We start from the raw sequence: 17,851 nt of genomic DNA on the forward strand, positions 1-17,851 counted from the left end.
CGATGCCACTCTTCATGGACGTGCACACCATCGAGACCGGGGTCTCCAGCGACGACGTCGCGGCGGCGCACCGCGCGGACCTGGCCGTCCAGGGCGCGCACGGCGTCGAGTACCTGCGCTACTGGGTGGACGAGGAGGCGGGGAAGATCTTCTGCCTGGTGCAGGCGCCCGACGCCGAGTCCGCCAACACGGTGCACCGCGAGGCGCACGGCCTGGTCGCGGACGAGATCTACACCGTCACCGAGCACGCCTGAGCCGGCGGCCGAGCGGCATGACCGGACGACGCGGCCCCCGGGAGCGCCCCACCGCGCCCGGGGGCCTCGTCGTCCAGCTGCTCGGGCCGCCCCGCCTGGAGCTGCCGGGCGGGGCGGCGTACCGCTTCCGCAGCCGCAAGAGCTGGGCGACCCTGGCCTACCTGCTGCTGGCCGACCGCCCGCCCCCGCGCGCCCGCCTGGCCGAGCTGCTGTTCGCCGGCGCCGACGACCCGCTGGGGGCGCTGCGCTGGTCCCTGGCCGAGATCCGCCGCGGGCTGGGCCCGGGCGGCTGCGTGGCGGGTGACCCGGTGGTCGTCGACCCCGGCCCGGGCGCCACCGTCGACGCCGTCGTGGTGACCGCCGGCGCCTGGCAGGACGCCGTCGGGCTGCCGGGGCTGGGCGGGGAGCTCCTGGAGGGCGTGGACGTCCGCGCGGCGCCGGCCTTCGACGCCTGGCTGTTGGCCGAGCGCCAGCGCCTGACCGCCGCCTCGGAGTCCGTCCTGCACGAGGCCGCGCTCGCCTCCGCGTCGGCCGGCCGGCTCGACGTCGCCCTGGCCCACGCCCGGCGGGCGGCAGACCTCGCGCCGCTGGACGAGGAGCACCAGGCGCTCGTCGTCCGGCTGTACCGCCAGGCCGGCCAGGACGCCGCCGCGGAGCGGTCCGCCGCCGCCTTCGCGCGCGCCCTGCGCGCCGAGCTCGGCGTGGCCCCCGGGCCGGCGCTGGCCGCGGCCCTCGCCCGACCCCGCGCCGACCGGGACGCCGGCGCCGGGGCACCCCGCGCCCCCGACGACGAGGCGATCGGTGCCGTCGTCGAGGCCGGGGCGGCCGCCGTCGCCGCCGGCGCCGTGGACGCCGGCCTCGCCTCGCTGCGCACCGGCGTCCGGCTCGCCGACCGGTCCGGGTCTCCCCCGGGCCGCACCCGCGCCCGCCTGGTGCTGGCCGAGGCTCTGGTGCACACGCTGCGCGGCCTGGACGACGAGGGCCTCGGGCTGCTCCACGAGGCCGAGCGCATCGCCGCGGCCGCCGGGGACGGGAGCGCGGCCGCCGCGGCCCGCGCCGAGCTGGGCTACGTCGACTTCCTGCGGGCCCGCTACAGCCGGGCCACCCGCTGGCTCACCCGCGCGCTGGAGGCGGGGCCCGCGCCGGCCGTGGCGGCGATGGCGACGACCTACCTGGGCGCCGTCGAGAGCGACCGGGGCGACTACCCGCGGGCCGCCCGGCTGCTGACGGCGGCGCAGCGGCTGTCCCGGGAGGCCGGCGACCCCCGGCGGGAGGCCTACGCGCTGGCCATGCGCGGACGCGTCGACCTCCTCCGCGGCGACCTCGGGTCCGCGGCGTCCCGGCTGGCCGCGGCCGCCGACCTCGCCGCCTCCGCCGGCTGGCTGTCGTTCCTGCCCTGGCCGCAGGCGCTGCTCGGCGAGGTGCACCTGACCGCGGGCGAGCCGGCCCGCGCGGCCCGCGTGCTGCAACCGGCGTTCGCGCGCGCCTGCGAGCTCGGCGACCCGTGCTGGGAGGGGCTGGCCGCCCGCGGCCTCGCGCTGGTCGCCGAGGCGGCCGGTGACCCGGGCCGCGCCTTCGCCGTGCTCGCCGACGCGCGCGCCCGCGGCACCCGGTACGCCGACTCCTACGCGTGGCTGGACGTGCACGTCCTCGACGCGCTGTGCACCCTCGGCCGCCGGCACGCCCACCCCGACACCGGCCGGTGGGTGACGGCCATGCGCACGCGGGCCTCGCGGACGGGGATGCGGGACCTGGCCGTCCGCGCGCTGCTGCACGGCGCCGCGCTGGGCCGCCCCGGCGACGCCGCGGCCGCCGCGCTGCTCGCCGAGGAGGTGGACAGCCCGCGCCTGCACGCCCTGGCGGAGGCGGTCAGGCCGACGGCGTCGGCACCCGCCGGCTGAGCCGGCGCCACAGCCACCCCGACGGCACCCGTCGCCCGCTCACCAGGTACTCGGGGACGGCGTCGTCCAGCAGGGTCGCCTCCAGCGCCCGGCGGACGGCGGGGCGGCCGGCGAGCAGCAGCTCGTCCCCGGTCCCGAGGACGACGTCGTCGCCGGGCGCCAGCAGGTGCTCGGAGCCCTGCCGCAGCACCAGCGGCACCGCGGCCAGCCGGCGGTCGCGGTCGACGGGGTTGCGCAGCAGGTCGCCCAGCCGCAGCCGGCCGCCGTCCAGCCAGCCGCGCAGCGAGGGCGCCTCCGCCTCGTCCAGGCACACCTTCCACAGCGGGTCCAGGTGCCGGCCGCACTGCTGGACCAGCCGGTCGGTGACGGCGGCCGCCCAGGCGTCGTCGCGCTCCGGCAGGCCGCGCAGGAAGCGCCACAGCAGCGGCGTCGACAGCCGCGCGTACGCCTCGTGCGCCACCACCGCGGTGGGCACCAGCAGCGCGTCGACGTGCAGCGCGGCGAACAGCGGGGCGCTGGCCGGCGAGTTCTGCCGCGCGGCGACGAACACCCCGGGCGCCACCAGCCGCGCCTCGGCCACCAGGGACACGTTGGTCACGTCGTCGTCGCTGCCGGCGACGAACCCGACCGCGCCGACCAGCCCGGCGCGGACCAGCACGTCGGGGTCCGAGGCGTCACCGACGACCGTGGGCCCCTCCTCGCCGTCGCCGTCCCGCGGGTCGACCGTGACGACCTCCAGGCCCTCGGCGCGCAGGTCGGCGGCGAAGCGCCGGCCGAAGGTGCCGTAGCCGGCCACCACCCAGCGGCCGCGCGCGGGCGCGTGCGTGGGCTCGGGCAGCTCCGCGCCGGGCCCGCTCTCCAGCCAGGTGGTCAGCTGGTAGGACGCCGGGGCCCGCAGGGCCAGCCGCAGCCGGTCGCCGAACAGGTCGAAGGGGTTGATGACGGTCGGCGAGCCGAACGCGCGCATCCGCTCGGCCACGACCGCCGACGTGGTCCGCGCGACGACCGGCAGCTCCGGCCGCAGCAGCGCCGCGCTCATCGCGACGGCGAGGTTGACCTGGTCGTCGTTGGTCAGCGCGACCACCCCCTCGCACCAGGGGTGGTCCAGCCCGGCCACGACGAGCGCGTGCAGGTCCCGCGCGTCGCCGACCAGGCCCGGCACGTCGGCGTGCGAGGTGTTCAGCTCCAGGGCGTCGATCCGTCCCTCGTCCCGGTCGACGACGGTGAAGCGCCGGCCGAGCTCGTCGAAGGACCCGCCCAGCAGCTCCCCGGTCTGGCCGTAGCCGGCGACCAGCAGGAACGGCTCGCGCAGCCGCGCGACCTTGCGGGTGACGTGACCGGTGGTCAGCGCACGCCGGAAGGCCCGGTCCTGCAGCAGCGTGAGGACGGCGCCGATCGCGTATGCCCACCCGACCACCGTCAGGTAGATGGCGCCGGTGACCCACATCCGCTGGGCGTAGGTGAACGTCGTCGGCAGCTCGCCGAAGCCGATCGTGGTCGCCGTGTAGCTCATGAAGTAGAAGGCGTCGAAGACGCTCAGCCGCACCGGGTCGCCGGCGGCGTCCCGGCCGGGGATGAGCGCGAGCCCCACCACGCTGACCGTGAAGACCAGGATCAGCGTGATCAGCGGCGCCCGCAGCCGGCGCAGGACGACCAGGACGGCGCCGGACTCCTGGGCGCGGACCACCACCGGGTGCCGGCGGCGCATCCGCTTCTCCGGCGGGGTGACCGGGCCCGGGCCCGATCCGGCGAACAGCCGCCAGAAGGCCCGCAGCACCCCGCCCACGCCGGCCGCCGTCAGCGTCGCTGGAAGGACACGGTCTCGACGACCAGCAGCACCAGGGACACCGTGTTGGCCAGCAGCGCCCCGCCGGAGAGGGAGACGACGCTGGAGGTGGCGTGGGCGTCCAGGCCGGCGCTGCTGACGTGCTCGGCGTAGACGAAGACGACGGTCGCCGCGAGCAGCTGCAGGTCGGCCACCAGGCTGGTCGCCAGGTGGACGGCACCGATCTGGGTGCGGTCGCCGAACTTGAGCACCGTGGCCACCAGGTTGACCACGACGGCGGCGTACAGCTCCCACGGGTTGTGCAGCGCCGGGTCGGCGATGTCGCCGATGAAGAACCCGAAGTTGAGGGTGGCGGCGAGCAGCACGAAGAAGCCGAACACCACCTTCTCGAGGTTCATCCGCGCGACTCCGGGGCTGGTCACCGGCCCGACCTGGACCGACGCCGACGGTAGCGCGACCGGCGGGGTCGTGCGGCCCTGGACGGCGGTAACCGGCCGGGCCACCCTCGGCGGGCATGACCACCGAGGCGACCTGGCTGGACTCCATGCCCGCGGTGTACGACCGCTGCCTGGGCCCGGCGCTCTTCGAGCCCTACGCCGCCGAGCTCGCCACCCGCGCCGCCCGCCTGCACCCCGCCCGGGTGCTGGAGGTGGCGGCCGGGACGGGGCGGGTCACCCGCCGGCTGCGCGAGGCCCTGCCGGAGGCGGCGATCACCGCCACCGACCTCAACCCCGGCATGGTGGCCGCCGGCGCGCAGCGGGTCCCCGGCGTCGAGTGGCGGGCCGCCGACGCCCTCGACCTCGGCGTCCCCGCGGCCTCGGTCGACCTGGTGGTGTGCAGCTTCGGGATCATGTTCGTCCCGGACCGGCCGGCCGCCGCCGCCGAGGCGGCCCGGGTTCTCGCCCCGGGCGGCACGCTGCTGCTCTCCGTGTGGGACGACGTCCGCGCCTCCACCTTCCCCACCGCGCTGGTGGAGGCCCTGGCGCAGGTGCTCCCCGACCGGACGCCGCAGTTCATCGAGCGGGTGCCGCACGGGTACGCCGACCCGGCGCGGATCACCGCGGACCTCGCCGCCGGGGGTCTCGCCGTCGCCGAGCTGGTCACGGTCTCGCTGACCGGGCACGCCTCCTCGGCCCGCGACCTCGCCGAGGGGTTCTGCCTGGGCACCCCGCTGCGGTTCGCCCTGGAGCTGCACGGCCCGCTGGACGAGCTGACCTCGGCCGTCGCCGACCGCATGACCGCGCTGCTGGGCGAGGGCCCGCTGACCGGCGGGCTCGCCGCCCACGTCGTCACCGCGCACCCCGCCTGACGCGGGGGCACGGCATGCTGGCCGGGTGGCCCCTCCCCGCCCGGCGACGACGGAGTCCCTGCTCGCGCAGGCGTGGGCCGCGCTCGGCGGCGGCCCGGTGCCCGCGGTGACCGTCCGCGGGGACGCCGGCCTGGCCGGGCCGCTGGCGGCCGGGGAGGCGTCGCTGGCCGCCGTCGCCGCGCAGCTGCTGGCCGCCCGAGAGCTCGCCGGCGGGACGGACCCGCGGGAGGCCGGGGACCCGCTGGAGCTGGACGCCCGGCACGTCGGCCTCGCCGTCCGCAGCGAGCGGTACGTGCGCCGCGCCGGCGCGCCGGTCGGGACGGGGTTCGCGCCGATGTCCCGCTTCTGGCGGGCCGCCGACGGCTGGGTGCGGCTGCACGCGAACTACCCGCACCACCGCGCCGCGGTCCTCGCGGTGCTCGGCGAGCGCGACCCGGACGCCGCGGCCGCCGCCCTGCCCGCGACCGCGCTGGAGGAGGCGGTGGTCGCCGCGGGCGGCGCCGCGGCGGCCGTGCGGACCGAGCAGCAGTGGACCGGCTCGGCCCCCGGGCGCGCGCTCGCCGGCCTGCCGCTGCTCTCCCTGGACCGCGTCGGCGACGCGCCCGCCCGCGACACCCCGCGGCCGCGGGTGCTCGCCCTGACCCGCGTGATCGCCGGCCCGGTCGCCGCCCGCACCCTGGCCGCGCACGGCGCCGACGTCCTGCGCCTGGAGAGCCCGCGGCTGCCCGAGGACCCGGGGACGCTCGCCGACACCGGCTCCGGGCAGCGCACCGCCGTCGTCGACCTCGCCTCCCGGGGCGGGCGGGCGACCGTGGAGGAGCTGCTGGCCGGGGCCGACGTCGTCCTGCTCGGGTACCGCCCGGGCGCGCTGGAGGCCCTCGGCCTCGACCCCGCCGAGCTGGCCGCGCGGCACCCGCACCTGGTGGTGGTGCGGCTGTCGGCGTGGGGCACCGCGGGACCGTGGGGACGGCGCCGCGGCTTCGACTCCCTCGTCCAGGCCGCGACCGGCATCGCAGCCGCCTGCGGGAGCGCGGACGCCCCCGGCGTGCTGCCCGCCCAGGTGCTCGACCATGCGACCGGTCACCTCGCCGCCGCCGCGGCGCTGCGGGCCCTGGCCCGCCGCCGCGCCGGGGGCGGCACCTGGTCGGCCGAGCTCGCACTGGCCCGCACCGCGGCCTGGCTGCTCGCCGCCGTGCGCCACCCCGCCCGTGGCGGGGACACCTCTGGCCGCGGTGGTGGGGACCCGGCGCCGTACCTGGTGGACCTGCCCGCGGGCGACGGCCCGGTCACCGTCGTCGGCCCGCCCGGCTGCCCGCCGTGGGCGCACCCGGCGCTGCCCTCGACGCCGGCCTGGCTCGGGTGAGGACGGGGTCGTGGCCGGTCAGAACCGCCAGCGGGTGGCCCCGCCGGGGTCGACCGTGAGCAGCGCGGTCGCCCGCCCCGGGGTGAGCCGGTAGACCCGCCACGGCGGCGGCCCCGCCGACGGCGCGCTGAACTCCGCCGTCAGCGCGGTGCCCGAGTCGTCCACGCGCGCCGGCCAGCCGTCGGCGGACCAGCGGCGCGCCATGTCGGCCACCGTCGCGGGGTCGTCGACGACCTCGGCCTCGCCCTCGACGACGAGGTCGAACTCCTCGGTGGCCACGCTCATCGAGCACCGCGGGTCCCGGGCCAGGTTCCGCCCCTTGCGCGTGGTCTCGCCCGTCTCGAACCACAGGGCGTCGTCCACCCAGAGGGCGCCGATGCCGGTGACGTGCGGGCTGCCGTCGGGGTTCGTCGTCGCCAGCCAGAACGTGTGCCGGCCCGGGCCGGTGGTGCCCGGGGCCTGCTCGAGCCCGCGGTCCAGGCGGTCGCGGACCAGCGTCCAGTCCACCAGCGGGCTGCCGTAGAGGTCGGCGAGGTTCGTCGCGTCCATGCGGTTCCGACCCCCGGGCGTCGCCGGACTCATCGGCTACGGCCGCAACCGGTCGGCCGCGATCCGCTCGCCGACGGCCTCCAGCAGCTCCGCCGCGCGGCGCATGCTGCGCGCGGGGTCGGGCTCGAGGTCGCGCAGCTCGTACACCGCGTCGAGGCCCGCCGTGACCGGGTCGGCGAGGTCGCACGCCCCGGCCACCGCGACCACCGCCGCCCCGGCCGCCCGCGCCCGGGCGGCCACGCCCAGCGGGCCCTTGCCGCGCAGGCTCTGGGCGTCCAGCCGCCCCTCCCCCACGACGACCAGCCGCGCGTCGCGGAGGGCGTCGTCGAACCCGGTCAGCTCCAGCAGCAGGTCGACGCCGGGCACGATCCGGGCGCCGAGCAGCGCGGCCGCCGCGAACCCCAGCCCGCCGGCCGCGCCGGCCCCGGGCACCGCGCGCATGTCCTCCCCCGTGGCGTCGGCGACGACGTCGGCCCAGCGCGCCAGCGCCCGGTCCAGCAGCGCCACGGTGCCGGGGCCCGCGCCCTTCTGCGAGCCGTAGACCGCGGCGGCCCCGGCCGGTCCGGTGAGCGGGTTGTCGACGTCGCAGGCGACCAGCAGCTCGACGTCGCGCAGCCGCGGGTCCAGGCCGGCGAGGTCGAGGCGGTCGAGGTCGAGCAGCGCCGCGCCGCCGGGCCCGACCGCCGTCCCGTCCGCGGCGAGCAGCCGGGCGCCGAGGGCCGCGACCGCGCCCGCCCCACCGTCGGTGGTGGCGCTGCCGCCGATGCCCAGCACCCCCCGGCTCGCCCCGGCGTCCAGCGCCGCGGCCAGCAGCTCCCCGACGCCGGCGGTCGAGGCGGCCCGCGCGGTGGCGTCGTCCGGCGGGCCGGGCAGCCGGCCGAGCCCGGCGGCGGCGGCCATCTCGACGACCGCCGTGTCGCCGCGGACGGCGTACACCGCCTTCACCGGCTCCCCCAGCGGCCCGGTGACGCGGACCCCGGCCGGCGCGAACCCGTGCCGCAGGACCAGCTCGACGGTGCCCTCGCCGCCGTCGGCGACCGGCCGCTCGACGACCTCGGCCCCGGGCGCGCCCCGGCGCAGCCCGCGGGCCAGCGCGGCGGCGGCCGCTGCGGCGGTCAGCGAGCCCTTGAACGAGTCCGGGGCGACGACGACCCGCGCACCTGCCATGCCCCCAGGGTGCCCGCCCGCGCGACCGGCAGGATGGCCGCATGGACCTGGGACTGGAGGGCCGGCGCGCGATCGTGACCGGCGCGAGCCGCGGCATCGGGCTGGCCGTCGCCGAGGCGCTGGCCGCGGAGGGCGCCTCGGTGGCGCTGGTGGCCCGGGACGCGGCGGGGCTGGCCGCGGCCGCCGACCGGGTGGCGCGGGCGGGGCGGCCGGTGCTGCCGCTGTCGGCCGACACGACCGACGACGCCGCGGTCCGGGCCATGGTCGACCGCGTGGTCACCGAGTGGGGCGGCGTCGACGTCCTGGTCAACTGCGCCGCCCGCCCCGCCTCCGCCGGCCCGACCCCGCCGCTGGCAGAGCTGGCCGACGACGCCGTCCGCGTCGAGCTGGAGACCAAGGTGCTGGGTTACCTGCGCTGTGCCCGCGCCGTCGCCCCGCACATGGCCGCCGCCGGGTGGGGCCGGATCGTCAACGTCAGCGGCCTGAACGCGCGGCGCACCGGCTCCCTGGTCGGCTCGGTGCGCAACGTCGCCGTCGCCGCCATGACCGCCAACCTGGCCGACGAGCTGGGCCCGTCGGGCATCACCGTCACCTGCGTGCACCCGGGGACGACGGTCACCGAGCGGACGGCGTCGGTGGTGGCCGACCGCGCGGCCCGCGAGGGCGTCGACGAGGCGGAGGCCGCGGCGCGGCTGGCGGCGGGCACCAGCATCGGCCGGCTGGTCACCGCCGCCGAGGTCGCCGACCTCGTGGCCTTCCTCGCCTCCCCGCGCAGCGCCGGGGTCACCGGCGAGTCGATCGCCGTCGGCGGCGGCAGCCGCGGCGTCATCCACTACTGACCCCGTCCCCCACCACCGTCCCCCACCACCGAGGAGCACCGATGCCGTTGCCGGGCACCCCGCTGCGGGAGCTGGGCTTCCTGACCATCGGCGCGTTCGACCCCGCCGACCCCGCGGCCGGCCACGAGGCGACGCTGCGGATCGTCGAGCTCGGCGAGCGGCTGGGCCTGGACAGCGCCTGGTTCCGCCACCGGCACCTGCAGCACGGCATCTCCTCGCCGGTCGCCGTCATGGCCGCCGCCACCCAGCGGACGAGCCGGATCCGGCTGGGCACCGCCGTCACCCCGCTGGCGTGGGAGAACCCGCTGCGGCTGGCCGAGGACTGGGCGACGGTCGACGTCCTGTCCGGCGGCCGGCTGCAGCCGGGCGTCAGCGTCGGGCCGCCGATGCACTGGGACGACGTCCGGGGCGCCCTCTACCCCGACACCGCCGACCTCGAGGACTTCTCCTACGAGCGCGTGCTGCGGCTGCTGCGGCTGGTCGCCGGGGAACCGGCCAGCACCTTCTCCGGGCGGGAGGGCGTGGTCGAGGAGTTCTCCGACCGGGTGCAGCCGCACTCGCCCGGTCTGCGGGAGCGGATGTGGTACGGCGGTGGCAGCCTGCGGTCGGCCGTCTGGGCCGGCGAGCACGGCATGAACCTGCTGACCAGCAGCGTGGTGCGCGCGGAGGAGGTCGAGGGCGTGGCCCCGGCCGACTTCGCGGGGCTGCAGGCCGCCCACCTGCGGGCGTTCCGCGCCGCGCACCCGGCGGGGCGGGCCTCGCAGGGGCTGGTCGTCCTCCCCACCGACTCCGCCACGGCCGACCAGCGGGCCCGCTACGAGGCCTACGTCGCGGCGCGCACACCGCGGACGGCGGCGCCGCAGGGCCCGGGGCGGCTGCTGTTCGCCCGCGACCTGATCGGGCCGGCGGAGTCGATCGCCGAGCAGCTGTACGCCCACGCCGGGTTCCGCGAGGTCGACGAGGTGGTGTTCGCGCTGCCCTTCAGCCTCGCCGACGCCGACTACGAGCAGATCCTCACCGACATCGCGACCCGCCTGGGGCCCGCACTGGGCTGGCGCCCGGCCGGCTGAGGGCCCGGCCGCCTCCTACAGGCTGACGGCCACCGTCGCCGCGAGCTCCCGGACCGCCTCCAGGTCGGCCGGTCCGGGCGCGCCGGTCAGGCTCAGCGGCGCGGCGACCTGCTTCCACCGCAGTGCCCCGGTCACCTTCGCGATGCTGGCCAGCGCGCCGGCCGTGTCGTCGTTGCCGTGCACGTACACCCCGAACGGCAACCCCACCGTGGCGTCCAGGCACGGGTAGTAGACGGTGTCGAAGAAGTGCTTGAGCGCCCCGGACATGTAGCCGATGTTGGCCGGCGTCCCGAGCAGGACGCCGTCGGCGGCGAGCAGGTCCGCCGCACCCGCCGACAGCGCCGGCCGCACGGTCAGCTCCGCCTCCTCCACCATCGCGACGCCCTCCCGCACCGCCTCGAGCACCGCCTGCAGCGCGGGCGAGGGGGTGTGGTGGACGACGAGCAGGCGCGGCACGGACCGGATCCTCCCCTACCTCGCGGCGCCGAACCGGCCGGCCTCGGCCACGAGCTCGTCGACCACCCGGCGCACGACCAGCCGCTCGGCGGTGTCGGGCCGCAGCAGCGCCTCCACCCACCGCCCGGCCCGCACCCCGGCCAGCGGCAGCAGCCGGACCCCGGGCTGCGCGCCGCCGGTGTGCCGCGGCAGCAGCGAGACGCCGTGCCCGGCCGCCACCAGCGCCTCGGCCACGGAGAAGTCGTTGATCCGGTGCGTGATCCGCGGCGCCGACCCCGCGGCCGCCGCCACCGCGTCGAGGACGGTCGCCACCGGGAACCCCTGGCGGACGGCGATCCACTCCTCCCCCACGAGGTCCGCGGGCGTCACCGCGTCGCGCGCGGCCAGCGGGTGCCCGGCCGGCACGGCGACGTCCAGCGGCTCGCGCAGCAGCGGGACGACGCGCAGCCGAGACCCCGCCCCGGGCCAGCCGGCGCCGCCGTCGGGGCGGTGCGCCACCACGACGTCGACCCGGTCGGTGAGGCCGGGGAACGCGTCCTGGGCGACGTCCTCGTCCGAGCACACCAGGTCGATGCCACCGAGGGCCCGCACGCGGGTGAGCAGCCCGGGCAGGAGCAGCTTCGCCCCGCTCTGGAACGCCGACACGCGCACCGTGCCCTCGGGCCGGTCGAGGAAGACCGCGCACGCCGCCCGAGCGCGCTCCACCGCCACCGCGACGTCGACCGCCGCGTCGGCCAGCGCCGCGCCCGCGGGGGTCAGCCGCAGGCCGCGGCCCACCCGCTCGGTGAGCGGCACGCCGACGTCCCGGGTGAGCGCCGCCAGCTGCTGCGACACCGCCGACGGCGTCAGGTGCAGCACGGCCGCCGCCGCGCTCACCCCGCCCTGACCGCGGACCGCCCGCAGCGTCTCCAGCGCCCGCACGTCCATGCAGCAACGCTACAAGGACGGATCAGCAACGTTCGCTGGTGCTGCACGACCGGACGCCGCACGCTGGACGCCGTGCCCGCGCGCGACCGCCTCCTCGCCCTGCTCGTCGCCGTCGCCTGGGGCCTCAACTTCCCGGCGATCCACCTGTCGCTGGAGCACTTCCCGCCCTTCCTCCTCGTCGCCCTGCGCTTCGCCGTCATCGCCGTCCCCACCGTGTTGCTGGTGCCCCGCCCGGACGTGCCGCTGCGCTGGCTGCTCGGCTACGGGTTGGGCTTCGGCGTCCTGCAGTTCGTCTTCCTCTACGCGGCGATGGACGCCGGCATGCCCACCGGCCTCGCCTCGCTGGTGCTGCAGTCCTCGGCGCCGTTCACGGTGGTGCTGGCCGGGCTGCTGCTGGGCGAACGGCTGAGCGCCCGCCAGCTGGCCGGCACCGGCCTGGCCGTCGCCGGGCTGGGCGGCATCGCGGTGCACCGGGCCGGCCTGGACGGCGGCGCCACGCTGCTGCCGGTCGTGCTGACGCTGTGCGGCGGCCTCGGCTGGGCGCTGGGCAACCTGTGCAACCGGCAGGCCCGTCCCACCCGGCCGTTCCGGCTGACGCTGTGGGTGACCGTCGTGCCGCCGCTGCCCATGCTGGCCGTCTCCCTGCTGGTCGAGGGCCCGGCCCGGATCGGGGCGTCCTTCACGGGGCTGGGCACCCGCGAGGGGCTGCTGGCGCTGGCCGGCCTGGCGTTCACCGTCGTCGTCGCCACGCTCGGCGGCTCCGGCATCTGGACGGCGCTCATGGCCCGGCACCCGTCCGGTGTCGTCGCGCCGTTCTCGATGCTCGTCCCGGTCGTGGGGACGGCGTCGGCGTGGCTGCTGTTCGGCGAGGCCACGCCCGCGGTGGAGCTGGCCTGCGGCGCCCTCGTGGTGGCCGGGGTGCTGCTCGGGTCGTGGCTGCCGCGGCCCGCCGTCCCGGCGGTCGGGAACCCGGGCGACACCGTCCGGGCGCACACGGCAGGATCGACACCGTGACGCACTCGCCGACCGACTCCGACACCGGCCAGACGCAGCGCCCCGCGCCGCCCGCCGCGATCTCCTTCGCCCGCGGCGCCCCCTCCACCGACATCGTCGACGTCGAGGGCCTCAAGCAGGCCGCCGTCGCCGCCTTCGACCGCGACCCGGCCGGCGTCACCGGCTACGGCACGGCGATCGGCTACGTGCCGCTGCGCCGCTGGATCGCCGACAAGCACGGCGTCCCCGAGGACCACGTGCTGGTCACCAACGGCTCGATGCAGGCCGACGCGTTCCTCTTCGACGAGTACGTCACCCCGGGCACGTCGGTGATCACCGAGCGGCCCACCTACGACCGCACCCTGCTCGGCCTGCGCCAGCGCGGCGGCGACGTCCACCTGGTGACGCTGCAGGAGGACGGCATCGACGTCGACGAGGTGGAGGCGCTGCTGGCCGGCGGGCTGCGCCCGGCGTTGGCGCACGTCATCCCCAACTTCCAGAACCCCGCCGGGTACACGCTGTCGCTGGCCAAGCGGGAGCGGCTGCTGGCCCTGGCCCGCGAGCACGACGTCCTGCTGTTCGAGGACGACCCGTACGTCGACGTCCGGTTCACCGGCGAGCCGCTGCCGCGGATGCTGGAGCTCGACGGCGGCCCCGACAGCCGGCACGTCGTCTACGCCTGCTCGTTCTCCAAGACCGTGTGCCCGGGCATCCGCGTGGGCTACCTCGTCGGGCCGCCCGCGGTCATCGACCGGATCCGGGTGCGGGCGACCAACACCTACATCGCCCCGAACATGGTCGCCCAGGCCACCGTGTACCAGTACGTGACCGGCGACCGCTTCCCCGCGGCGCTGGAGCGGGTCAAGAGCGCGCTGGCCGAGCGGGTCGGCGTCCTCGACGAGGCGCTGCGCACGCACCTGCCGCAGGCGACGTTCCGCCGTCCCGAGGGCGGCTACTTCCTGTGGGTGTCGCTCCCCGAGGACGAGGGCCACGACGTCGCCGCCATCGTGCGCGAGGCGACGGCGCGCGGCGTGGCCATCGTGCCGGGTACCGACTTCCTGCTCGAGGGTGGCCAGAACGCGTTCCGGCTCGCCTTCTCGGGGGTGACCGCCGACGTGATCGACGAGGGCGTGCGCCGGCTCGCCGAGGCGGTCGCCGCCGCCCGCGGCTAGCTCCTCAGCCGCCCGTACCAGCGGGCGAGGTCGGGCAGCTGGTGGTGGGCGTTGAGCCCGCTGGGGTTGGGCACCACCCAGGTGTCCACCCCGCCCAGCGGCTCGGGCTGGCGGCCCAGCGCCGCCCGCGGGCGGCCGGTCGCCAGCCGCCAGGCGGTCACGCCCAGGACGGCCAGCACCCGCGGCCGGTGCTCGGCGACCAGCGCGGCGAGCGCGTCGAGGCCGGCGCGCAGCTCCTCGGTCGAGAGCTCGGCCGCGGTGCGGGTGGGGCGGTCGACGATGTTGGTCGACCCCAGCCCGTACCGCGGCAGCTCGCCGTCCTCGGCCGGGGCGAGCCGGCGCGGGGTCAGGCCGGCCAGGTGGATCGCCGGCCAGAAGCGGTTGCCGGGCCGGGCGAAGTGGTGCCCGACCTCCGCCGACCGCAGCGACGGGTTGATGCCGCAGAACAGCACGTCCAGGCCCGGCGCGACGACGTCGGGCAGCGGTTTGCGGTGCGGCACGGCCCGAGTGTGCCCGCGGGGCTAGCGTCGGGCGGGTGACCGAGCGCTGGTTCGAGGACTACCCGGTGGGGGCGACGGGCGAGTACGGCCCCCTGACGGTCACGGCGGAGGACGTCGTCGACTTCGGTCGCCGGTACGACCCACAGCCGTTCCACGTCGACGAGGCCGCGGCCGCCGCCGGCCCGTTCGGCGGGCTGATCGCCAGCGGCTGGCACACCTGCGCGCTGATGATGCGGCTGCTGGCGACCGAGTACCTCTCCCCCGCCTCGAGCCTCGGCTCGCCGGGGGTCGACGAGCTGCGCTGGCTGGCGCCGGTGCGCCCGGGCGACGAGCTGACCCTGCGCACCACCGTGCAGGAGGCCCGCGTCTCCCGCAGCAAGCCCGACCGGGGCCTGCTGCGCACTCGCGTCGAACTGGTCGACGGCGGCGGGACGGTGGTGCTGTCGATGCTCGCGATGACCCTCGTGCGCACCCGCCCGGCCGGCTGAGCGCGGGCCCGCCGTCGACGGGGTTGCACCGACCTGGCACCGTCGTGTCGGGTGCAACCGGCCGACGGCGGGTATGCCCCGTCTGAGGACGTCGTGGAGAGCAGGAGCGCAGGATGCCGCAGGGCACGGTCACGTGGTTCAACGCCGAGAAGGGCTTCGGGTTCATTGCACCCGAGGACGGTGGGGACGACGTGTTCGTCCACTTCTCGGCGATCGAGGAGTCGGGCGGGTTCCGCAGCCTCGACGAGGGCGAGCGGGTGGAGTACGAGGCGAGCCAGGGCCAGCGCGGCCCGCAGGCCGACCGGGTGCGGTCCCTCGGTGGCGGCGGGGGCCGCGCCGGCGGTGACCGCGGCGAGCGCCGGGAGCGCACCGACCGCGGCGGGGCACGCCCGTCCGGGGGTCGGTCGCAGGGCACCGTGGCGCGGTTCAACGCCGAGAAGGGCTTCGGCTTCATCGAGCCCGACGACGGCGGCGACGACGTCTTCGTGCACTACTCGGCCATCGACGAGTCCGGCTACCGCGAGCTGCAGGAGGGCCAGCGCGTCGAGTACGACGCCGTCCGCGGCCAGCGCGGCATGCAGGCCGAGGCCGTGCGCGTGGTCGGCGGCGGGGGCGGCGGCTACGGCGGCGCCCGCGGCGGCCGGCAGGACCGCGGCGGCTCCGACCGCGGCGGGTACGGCGGCGGGCGCGGCAACCGCGTCGAGGGCACCGTGGCCCGGTTCAACGCGGAGAAGGGCTTCGGCTTCATCCAGCCCGACGACGGCGGCGACGACGTCTTCGTGCACTACTCGGCCATCGACGAGTCCGGCTACCGCGAGCTGCAGGAGGGTCAGCGCGTCGAGTTCGAGCCCGTCCGCGGCCAGCGCGGCATGCAGGCCGAGGGCGTGCGCGTCGTCGGCGGCGGGGGCGGCGGCTACGGCGGCGGCCGCGGCGGGCGGCAGGACCGCGGGCGCCCGGCCGGCGGCGGGTACGACCGCCCGGCCCGCGGCGGTCGCGACGAGCGGCCCGCCCGGCGCGGCGGAGGCGGCGGCGGGGGCCGCGGCCAGGGCACGGTGAACTGGTTCAACGCCGAGAAGGGCTTCGGGTTCATCACGCCCGACGACGGCGGCGACGACGTCTTCGTGCACTTCTCCGCGATCCCGGACCGCGGCGGCTACCGCGAGCTGCAGGAGGGCCAGCGGGTGGAGTTCGAGGCCAGCCGCGGTCAGCGCGGGATGCAGGCCGACTCGGTCGACCCGCTCTGACCCCCGTGCCGGCACGGGGCACACTCGGCCCCGTGCCGGCCGATCCCGTCCCCCCGCTGGTGACGCTGCACCTGTGGGGGGTGTCCGGCGCCGGCGTCGCCCGGGCCGTGGCGCGCATGGCCACCGACCGGCTGCGGCTGCGGCCGACGCCGGGCCTGCGGTTCGCCAAGCTGCTGGGCACCGGCAGCGGGCGCACCTTCACCGTCCGCGACGCCGACCCGCACCGCTGGGGCCTGCTCGCCGTGTGGGACGGCGAGCAGGCGGCCGCGGCGAGCCCCGTCCCGCCCGGCTGGCGCCGGTTCGCCGACGAGGAGTGGTCGGCGCGGCTGCGGCCGCTGACCGCGCGCGGGCTGTGGTCGCGCCGCGAGCCGTTCGGCCGGCCGGCGCCCACCCGGTGGGAGGGCCCGGTCGCCGCGGTCACCCGCGCCCGGCTGGTGCCCCGCAAGGCGGTGCGCTTCTGGTCGGCCGTGCCGCCGGTGTCGGCCGACCTGCACCGCTCCCCCGGCCTGCGGATGGCGCTGGGCATCGGCGAGGCACCGCTGGGCCTGCAGGGGACGTTCAGCGTGTGGGAGTCCGGTGCCGCGCTGAACGCCTTCGCCTACGACCGGGCGCCGCACGCCGACGTCGTCCGGCGCACCGCCACCGAGGGCTGGTACGCCGAGGAGCTCTTCGCCCGCCTCGCCGTCCTCTCCACCACCGGCACCGTCGGCGGGCGCGACCCGCTGACCTGAGCGGGGCCGGTCAGCCCGCGAACGTGAGCACGTCGGCGACCGGACGGCGGTTGGTGGCCGGCGTCCGGTCGTCGGACGGGTAGCCCAGCCGCAGCAGCATCTGCGGGTGGCCGATCAGCGACAGCCTCGACCGCAGCTGCGTGCGCGCGGCCGGCCAGTCCAGCGCCTGGGTGAGCGGCGAGGCCGCCAGCCCCGCCACCGTGGCCCGCAGCAGCACCTGGCCCAGCGCCCGGCCGGCGGTCAGCCAGGCCATCGAGTCGTCGTTGTCGGTGCCCAGCAGCACGACCGTCGGCCGCTCCACCGGCGGCGGGGGCGCCTCGGGGTCCTGCGGGTCGAGGAAGGGCGAGCGGGCCGCCGGCCGGGACCCGACGACGAAGTCGCGGACCAACCAGTTCGACGGCCGGGTGTGCGGGTCCTCCTCCGGCACGGCGCCCACCGGGATGCCGTCGACCGCCGCCGGGTCGGTGCGCAGCCACTGCTGCAGCTCGGCGAGGTACTCCGGCTCGTCCTGCTCCATCTCCTCCGCGCGGGCGACGAGGAACGCCGTCGCGACCTCCTCGTCGGACTCCGCGATCGGCTTGGACCACACCGAGAAGGCGCCGGCGGCGCGCTGGAGGTCCTCCAGCACCTCGGTCGGCACGGCCCGCGGCAGGAACGGCGCCCGCTCTGTGTGCCGGCTGCCGATGGCCCCCGCCAGTGCCCGGTCGGCCTCGGAGACCTCCCGCGGGCCGGTGACGGTCAGCGTCGCCAGCAGGTCGGCGTCGGCCGGGTCGGGCAGCAGCTCGACCGCCACCTCGGCACCGGCGGCCCGCAGCGCGACCAGCGCGAACTCCACCGCCACGCCGCAGCTCACGACCCGCTGGCGGCCGCTGCGGTCCAGCGCGTGCAGCGCCCGCGCCGGGTCCGTGTACACGTCGAGGCGGTCCCCGGTCACGACGAACGACCAGGGCTGCGTGTTGTGGATCGACGGCGCCCTCGTCGCCGCCGCCACCACGCCGCTCCACTGCTCCCGGTCCACGGGCCACCCCCTCATCGCCCCGGCGGGGCCTCGCACCTGTCGGTCCCCTGCCTACCCCATCCCGGCGCCGGCGACAGCAGCACC

19 protein-coding genes are annotated in these 17,851 nt (G+C 77.8%); 11 read left to right on the plus strand and 8 right to left on the minus strand.

What is annotated here, in order from left to right; all coding sequences use genetic code 11:
• Positions 1 to 2: 2 nt before the first annotated feature.
• Both ACI781_RS01800 and ACI781_RS01805 read left to right on the plus strand, forming a co-directional pair.
• A complete protein-coding gene (locus ACI781_RS01800) occupies positions 3 to 254 on the plus strand; it encodes a DUF4242 domain-containing protein (protein ID WP_456564362.1) in 252 nt (83 codons plus the stop codon).
• Positions 255 to 271: 17 nt separating this feature from the next.
• Positions 272 to 2,155 (plus strand): BTAD domain-containing putative transcriptional regulator, encoded by a 1,884-nt coding sequence (locus tag ACI781_RS01805; protein WP_456564363.1) that lies wholly within the window; start codon positions 272 to 274, stop codon positions 2,153 to 2,155.
• On the opposite strand, the gene ACI781_RS01810 is transcribed toward ACI781_RS01805, so the two are convergent.
• The gene (locus tag ACI781_RS01810) at positions 2,124 to 3,941 is read right to left on the minus strand and encodes a potassium channel family protein (RefSeq protein ID WP_456564364.1); all 1,818 of its coding nucleotides are present in this window, start codon (positions 3,939 to 3,941) and stop codon (positions 2,124 to 2,126) included. The genes ACI781_RS01805 and ACI781_RS01810 overlap by 32 nt on opposite strands.
• An 11-nt stretch (positions 3,942 to 3,952) precedes the next feature.
• Positions 3,953 to 4,363 carry a DUF6394 family protein gene (locus ACI781_RS01815; RefSeq protein ID WP_456564365.1) on the minus strand — a complete coding sequence of 137 codons (411 nt, stop codon included), beginning with the start codon at positions 4,361 to 4,363 and terminating at the stop codon, positions 3,953 to 3,955.
• Positions 4,364 to 4,455: 92 nt separating this feature from the next.
• Between ACI781_RS01815 and ACI781_RS01820 the strand changes: the two genes are divergently transcribed.
• Together ACI781_RS01820 and ACI781_RS01825 are read left to right on the plus strand one after the other, a co-directional pair.
• Complete coding sequence (locus ACI781_RS01820; RefSeq protein WP_456564366.1) at positions 4,456 to 5,250, plus strand: class I SAM-dependent methyltransferase; 795 nt, start codon at positions 4,456 to 4,458, stop codon at positions 5,248 to 5,250.
• A 25-nt stretch (positions 5,251 to 5,275) separates the two neighbouring features.
• Positions 5,276 to 6,613: a CoA transferase gene (locus ACI781_RS01825; RefSeq protein WP_456564367.1), complete on the plus strand. Its 1,338-nt coding sequence runs from the start codon at positions 5,276 to 5,278 to the stop codon at positions 6,611 to 6,613.
• 18 nt (positions 6,614 to 6,631) lie between these two features.
• Here the strand turns inward: ACI781_RS01825 and ACI781_RS01830 are convergent, their stop codons facing one another.
• Both ACI781_RS01830 and ACI781_RS01835 read right to left on the minus strand, forming a co-directional pair.
• Positions 6,632 to 7,162 carry a pyridoxamine 5'-phosphate oxidase family protein gene (locus ACI781_RS01830; protein WP_456564368.1) on the minus strand — a complete coding sequence of 177 codons (531 nt, stop codon included), beginning with the start codon at positions 7,160 to 7,162 and terminating at the stop codon, positions 6,632 to 6,634.
• Positions 7,163 to 7,198: 36 nt separating this feature from the next.
• Positions 7,199 to 8,329 (minus strand): glycerate kinase, encoded by a 1,131-nt coding sequence (locus ACI781_RS01835; RefSeq protein ID WP_456564369.1) that lies wholly within the window; start codon positions 8,327 to 8,329, stop codon positions 7,199 to 7,201.
• Between the two features lie 41 nt (positions 8,330 to 8,370).
• Between ACI781_RS01835 and ACI781_RS01840 the strand changes: the two genes are divergently transcribed.
• Positions 8,371 to 9,168, plus strand: a complete 798-nt coding sequence (locus tag ACI781_RS01840) for an SDR family NAD(P)-dependent oxidoreductase (RefSeq protein WP_456564370.1) — start codon at positions 8,371 to 8,373, stop codon at positions 9,166 to 9,168.
• Positions 9,169 to 9,209: 41 nt separating this feature from the next.
• The gene (locus ACI781_RS01845; RefSeq protein WP_456564371.1) at positions 9,210 to 10,238 is read left to right on the plus strand and encodes an LLM class flavin-dependent oxidoreductase; all 1,029 of its coding nucleotides are present in this window, start codon (positions 9,210 to 9,212) and stop codon (positions 10,236 to 10,238) included.
• Positions 10,239 to 10,253: 15 nt separating this feature from the next.
• Here ACI781_RS01845 and ACI781_RS01850 read toward each other — a convergent pair whose 3' ends face one another.
• Both ACI781_RS01850 and ACI781_RS01855 read right to left on the minus strand, forming a co-directional pair.
• On the minus strand, positions 10,254 to 10,694 hold the full coding sequence (locus ACI781_RS01850; RefSeq protein ID WP_456564372.1) for an NAD(P)H-dependent oxidoreductase: 441 nt from the start codon (positions 10,692 to 10,694) through the stop codon (positions 10,254 to 10,256).
• Positions 10,695 to 10,709: 15 nt separating this feature from the next.
• Positions 10,710 to 11,621, minus strand: coding sequence for a LysR family transcriptional regulator (locus ACI781_RS01855; protein WP_456564373.1), 912 nt, complete (start codon positions 11,619 to 11,621; stop codon positions 10,710 to 10,712).
• 72 nt (positions 11,622 to 11,693) lie between these two features.
• Here ACI781_RS01855 and ACI781_RS01860 point away from each other — a divergent pair, with 72 nt between their 5' ends.
• Together ACI781_RS01860 and ACI781_RS01865 are read left to right on the plus strand one after the other, a co-directional pair.
• A complete protein-coding gene (locus ACI781_RS01860; protein WP_456564374.1) occupies positions 11,694 to 12,635 on the plus strand; it encodes an EamA family transporter in 942 nt (313 codons plus the stop codon).
• A complete protein-coding gene (locus ACI781_RS01865) occupies positions 12,632 to 13,786 on the plus strand; it encodes an aminotransferase-like domain-containing protein (protein WP_456564375.1) in 1,155 nt (384 codons plus the stop codon). The genes ACI781_RS01860 and ACI781_RS01865 overlap by 4 nt, the downstream gene beginning before the upstream one ends.
• Here the strand turns inward: ACI781_RS01865 and mug are convergent.
• Positions 13,783 to 14,286, minus strand: coding sequence for a G/U mismatch-specific DNA glycosylase (mug, locus tag ACI781_RS01870; protein WP_456564376.1), 504 nt, complete (start codon positions 14,284 to 14,286; stop codon positions 13,783 to 13,785). The genes ACI781_RS01865 and mug overlap by 4 nt on opposite strands.
• A gap of 35 nt (positions 14,287 to 14,321) precedes the next feature.
• Between mug and ACI781_RS01875 the strand changes: the two genes are divergently transcribed.
• From ACI781_RS01875 to ACI781_RS01885, 3 genes are all read left to right on the plus strand, one after another.
• On the plus strand, positions 14,322 to 14,774 hold the full coding sequence (locus ACI781_RS01875; RefSeq protein ID WP_456564377.1) for a MaoC family dehydratase: 453 nt from the start codon (positions 14,322 to 14,324) through the stop codon (positions 14,772 to 14,774).
• Positions 14,775 to 14,887: 113 nt separating this feature from the next.
• Positions 14,888 to 16,018, plus strand: a complete 1,131-nt coding sequence (locus ACI781_RS01880) for a cold-shock protein (protein WP_456564378.1) — start codon at positions 14,888 to 14,890, stop codon at positions 16,016 to 16,018.
• 32 nt (positions 16,019 to 16,050) lie between these two features.
• A complete protein-coding gene (locus ACI781_RS01885) occupies positions 16,051 to 16,749 on the plus strand; it encodes a monooxygenase (protein ID WP_456564379.1) in 699 nt (232 codons plus the stop codon).
• 10 nt (positions 16,750 to 16,759) lie between these two features.
• Here the strand turns inward: ACI781_RS01885 and ACI781_RS01890 are convergent, their stop codons facing one another.
• Positions 16,760 to 17,767, minus strand: coding sequence for an Acg family FMN-binding oxidoreductase (locus ACI781_RS01890; protein WP_456564380.1), 1,008 nt, complete (start codon positions 17,765 to 17,767; stop codon positions 16,760 to 16,762).
• Positions 17,768 to 17,851: the final 84 nt, after the last annotated feature.

The organism is Blastococcus sp. SYSU D00695, from assembly GCF_054050555.1.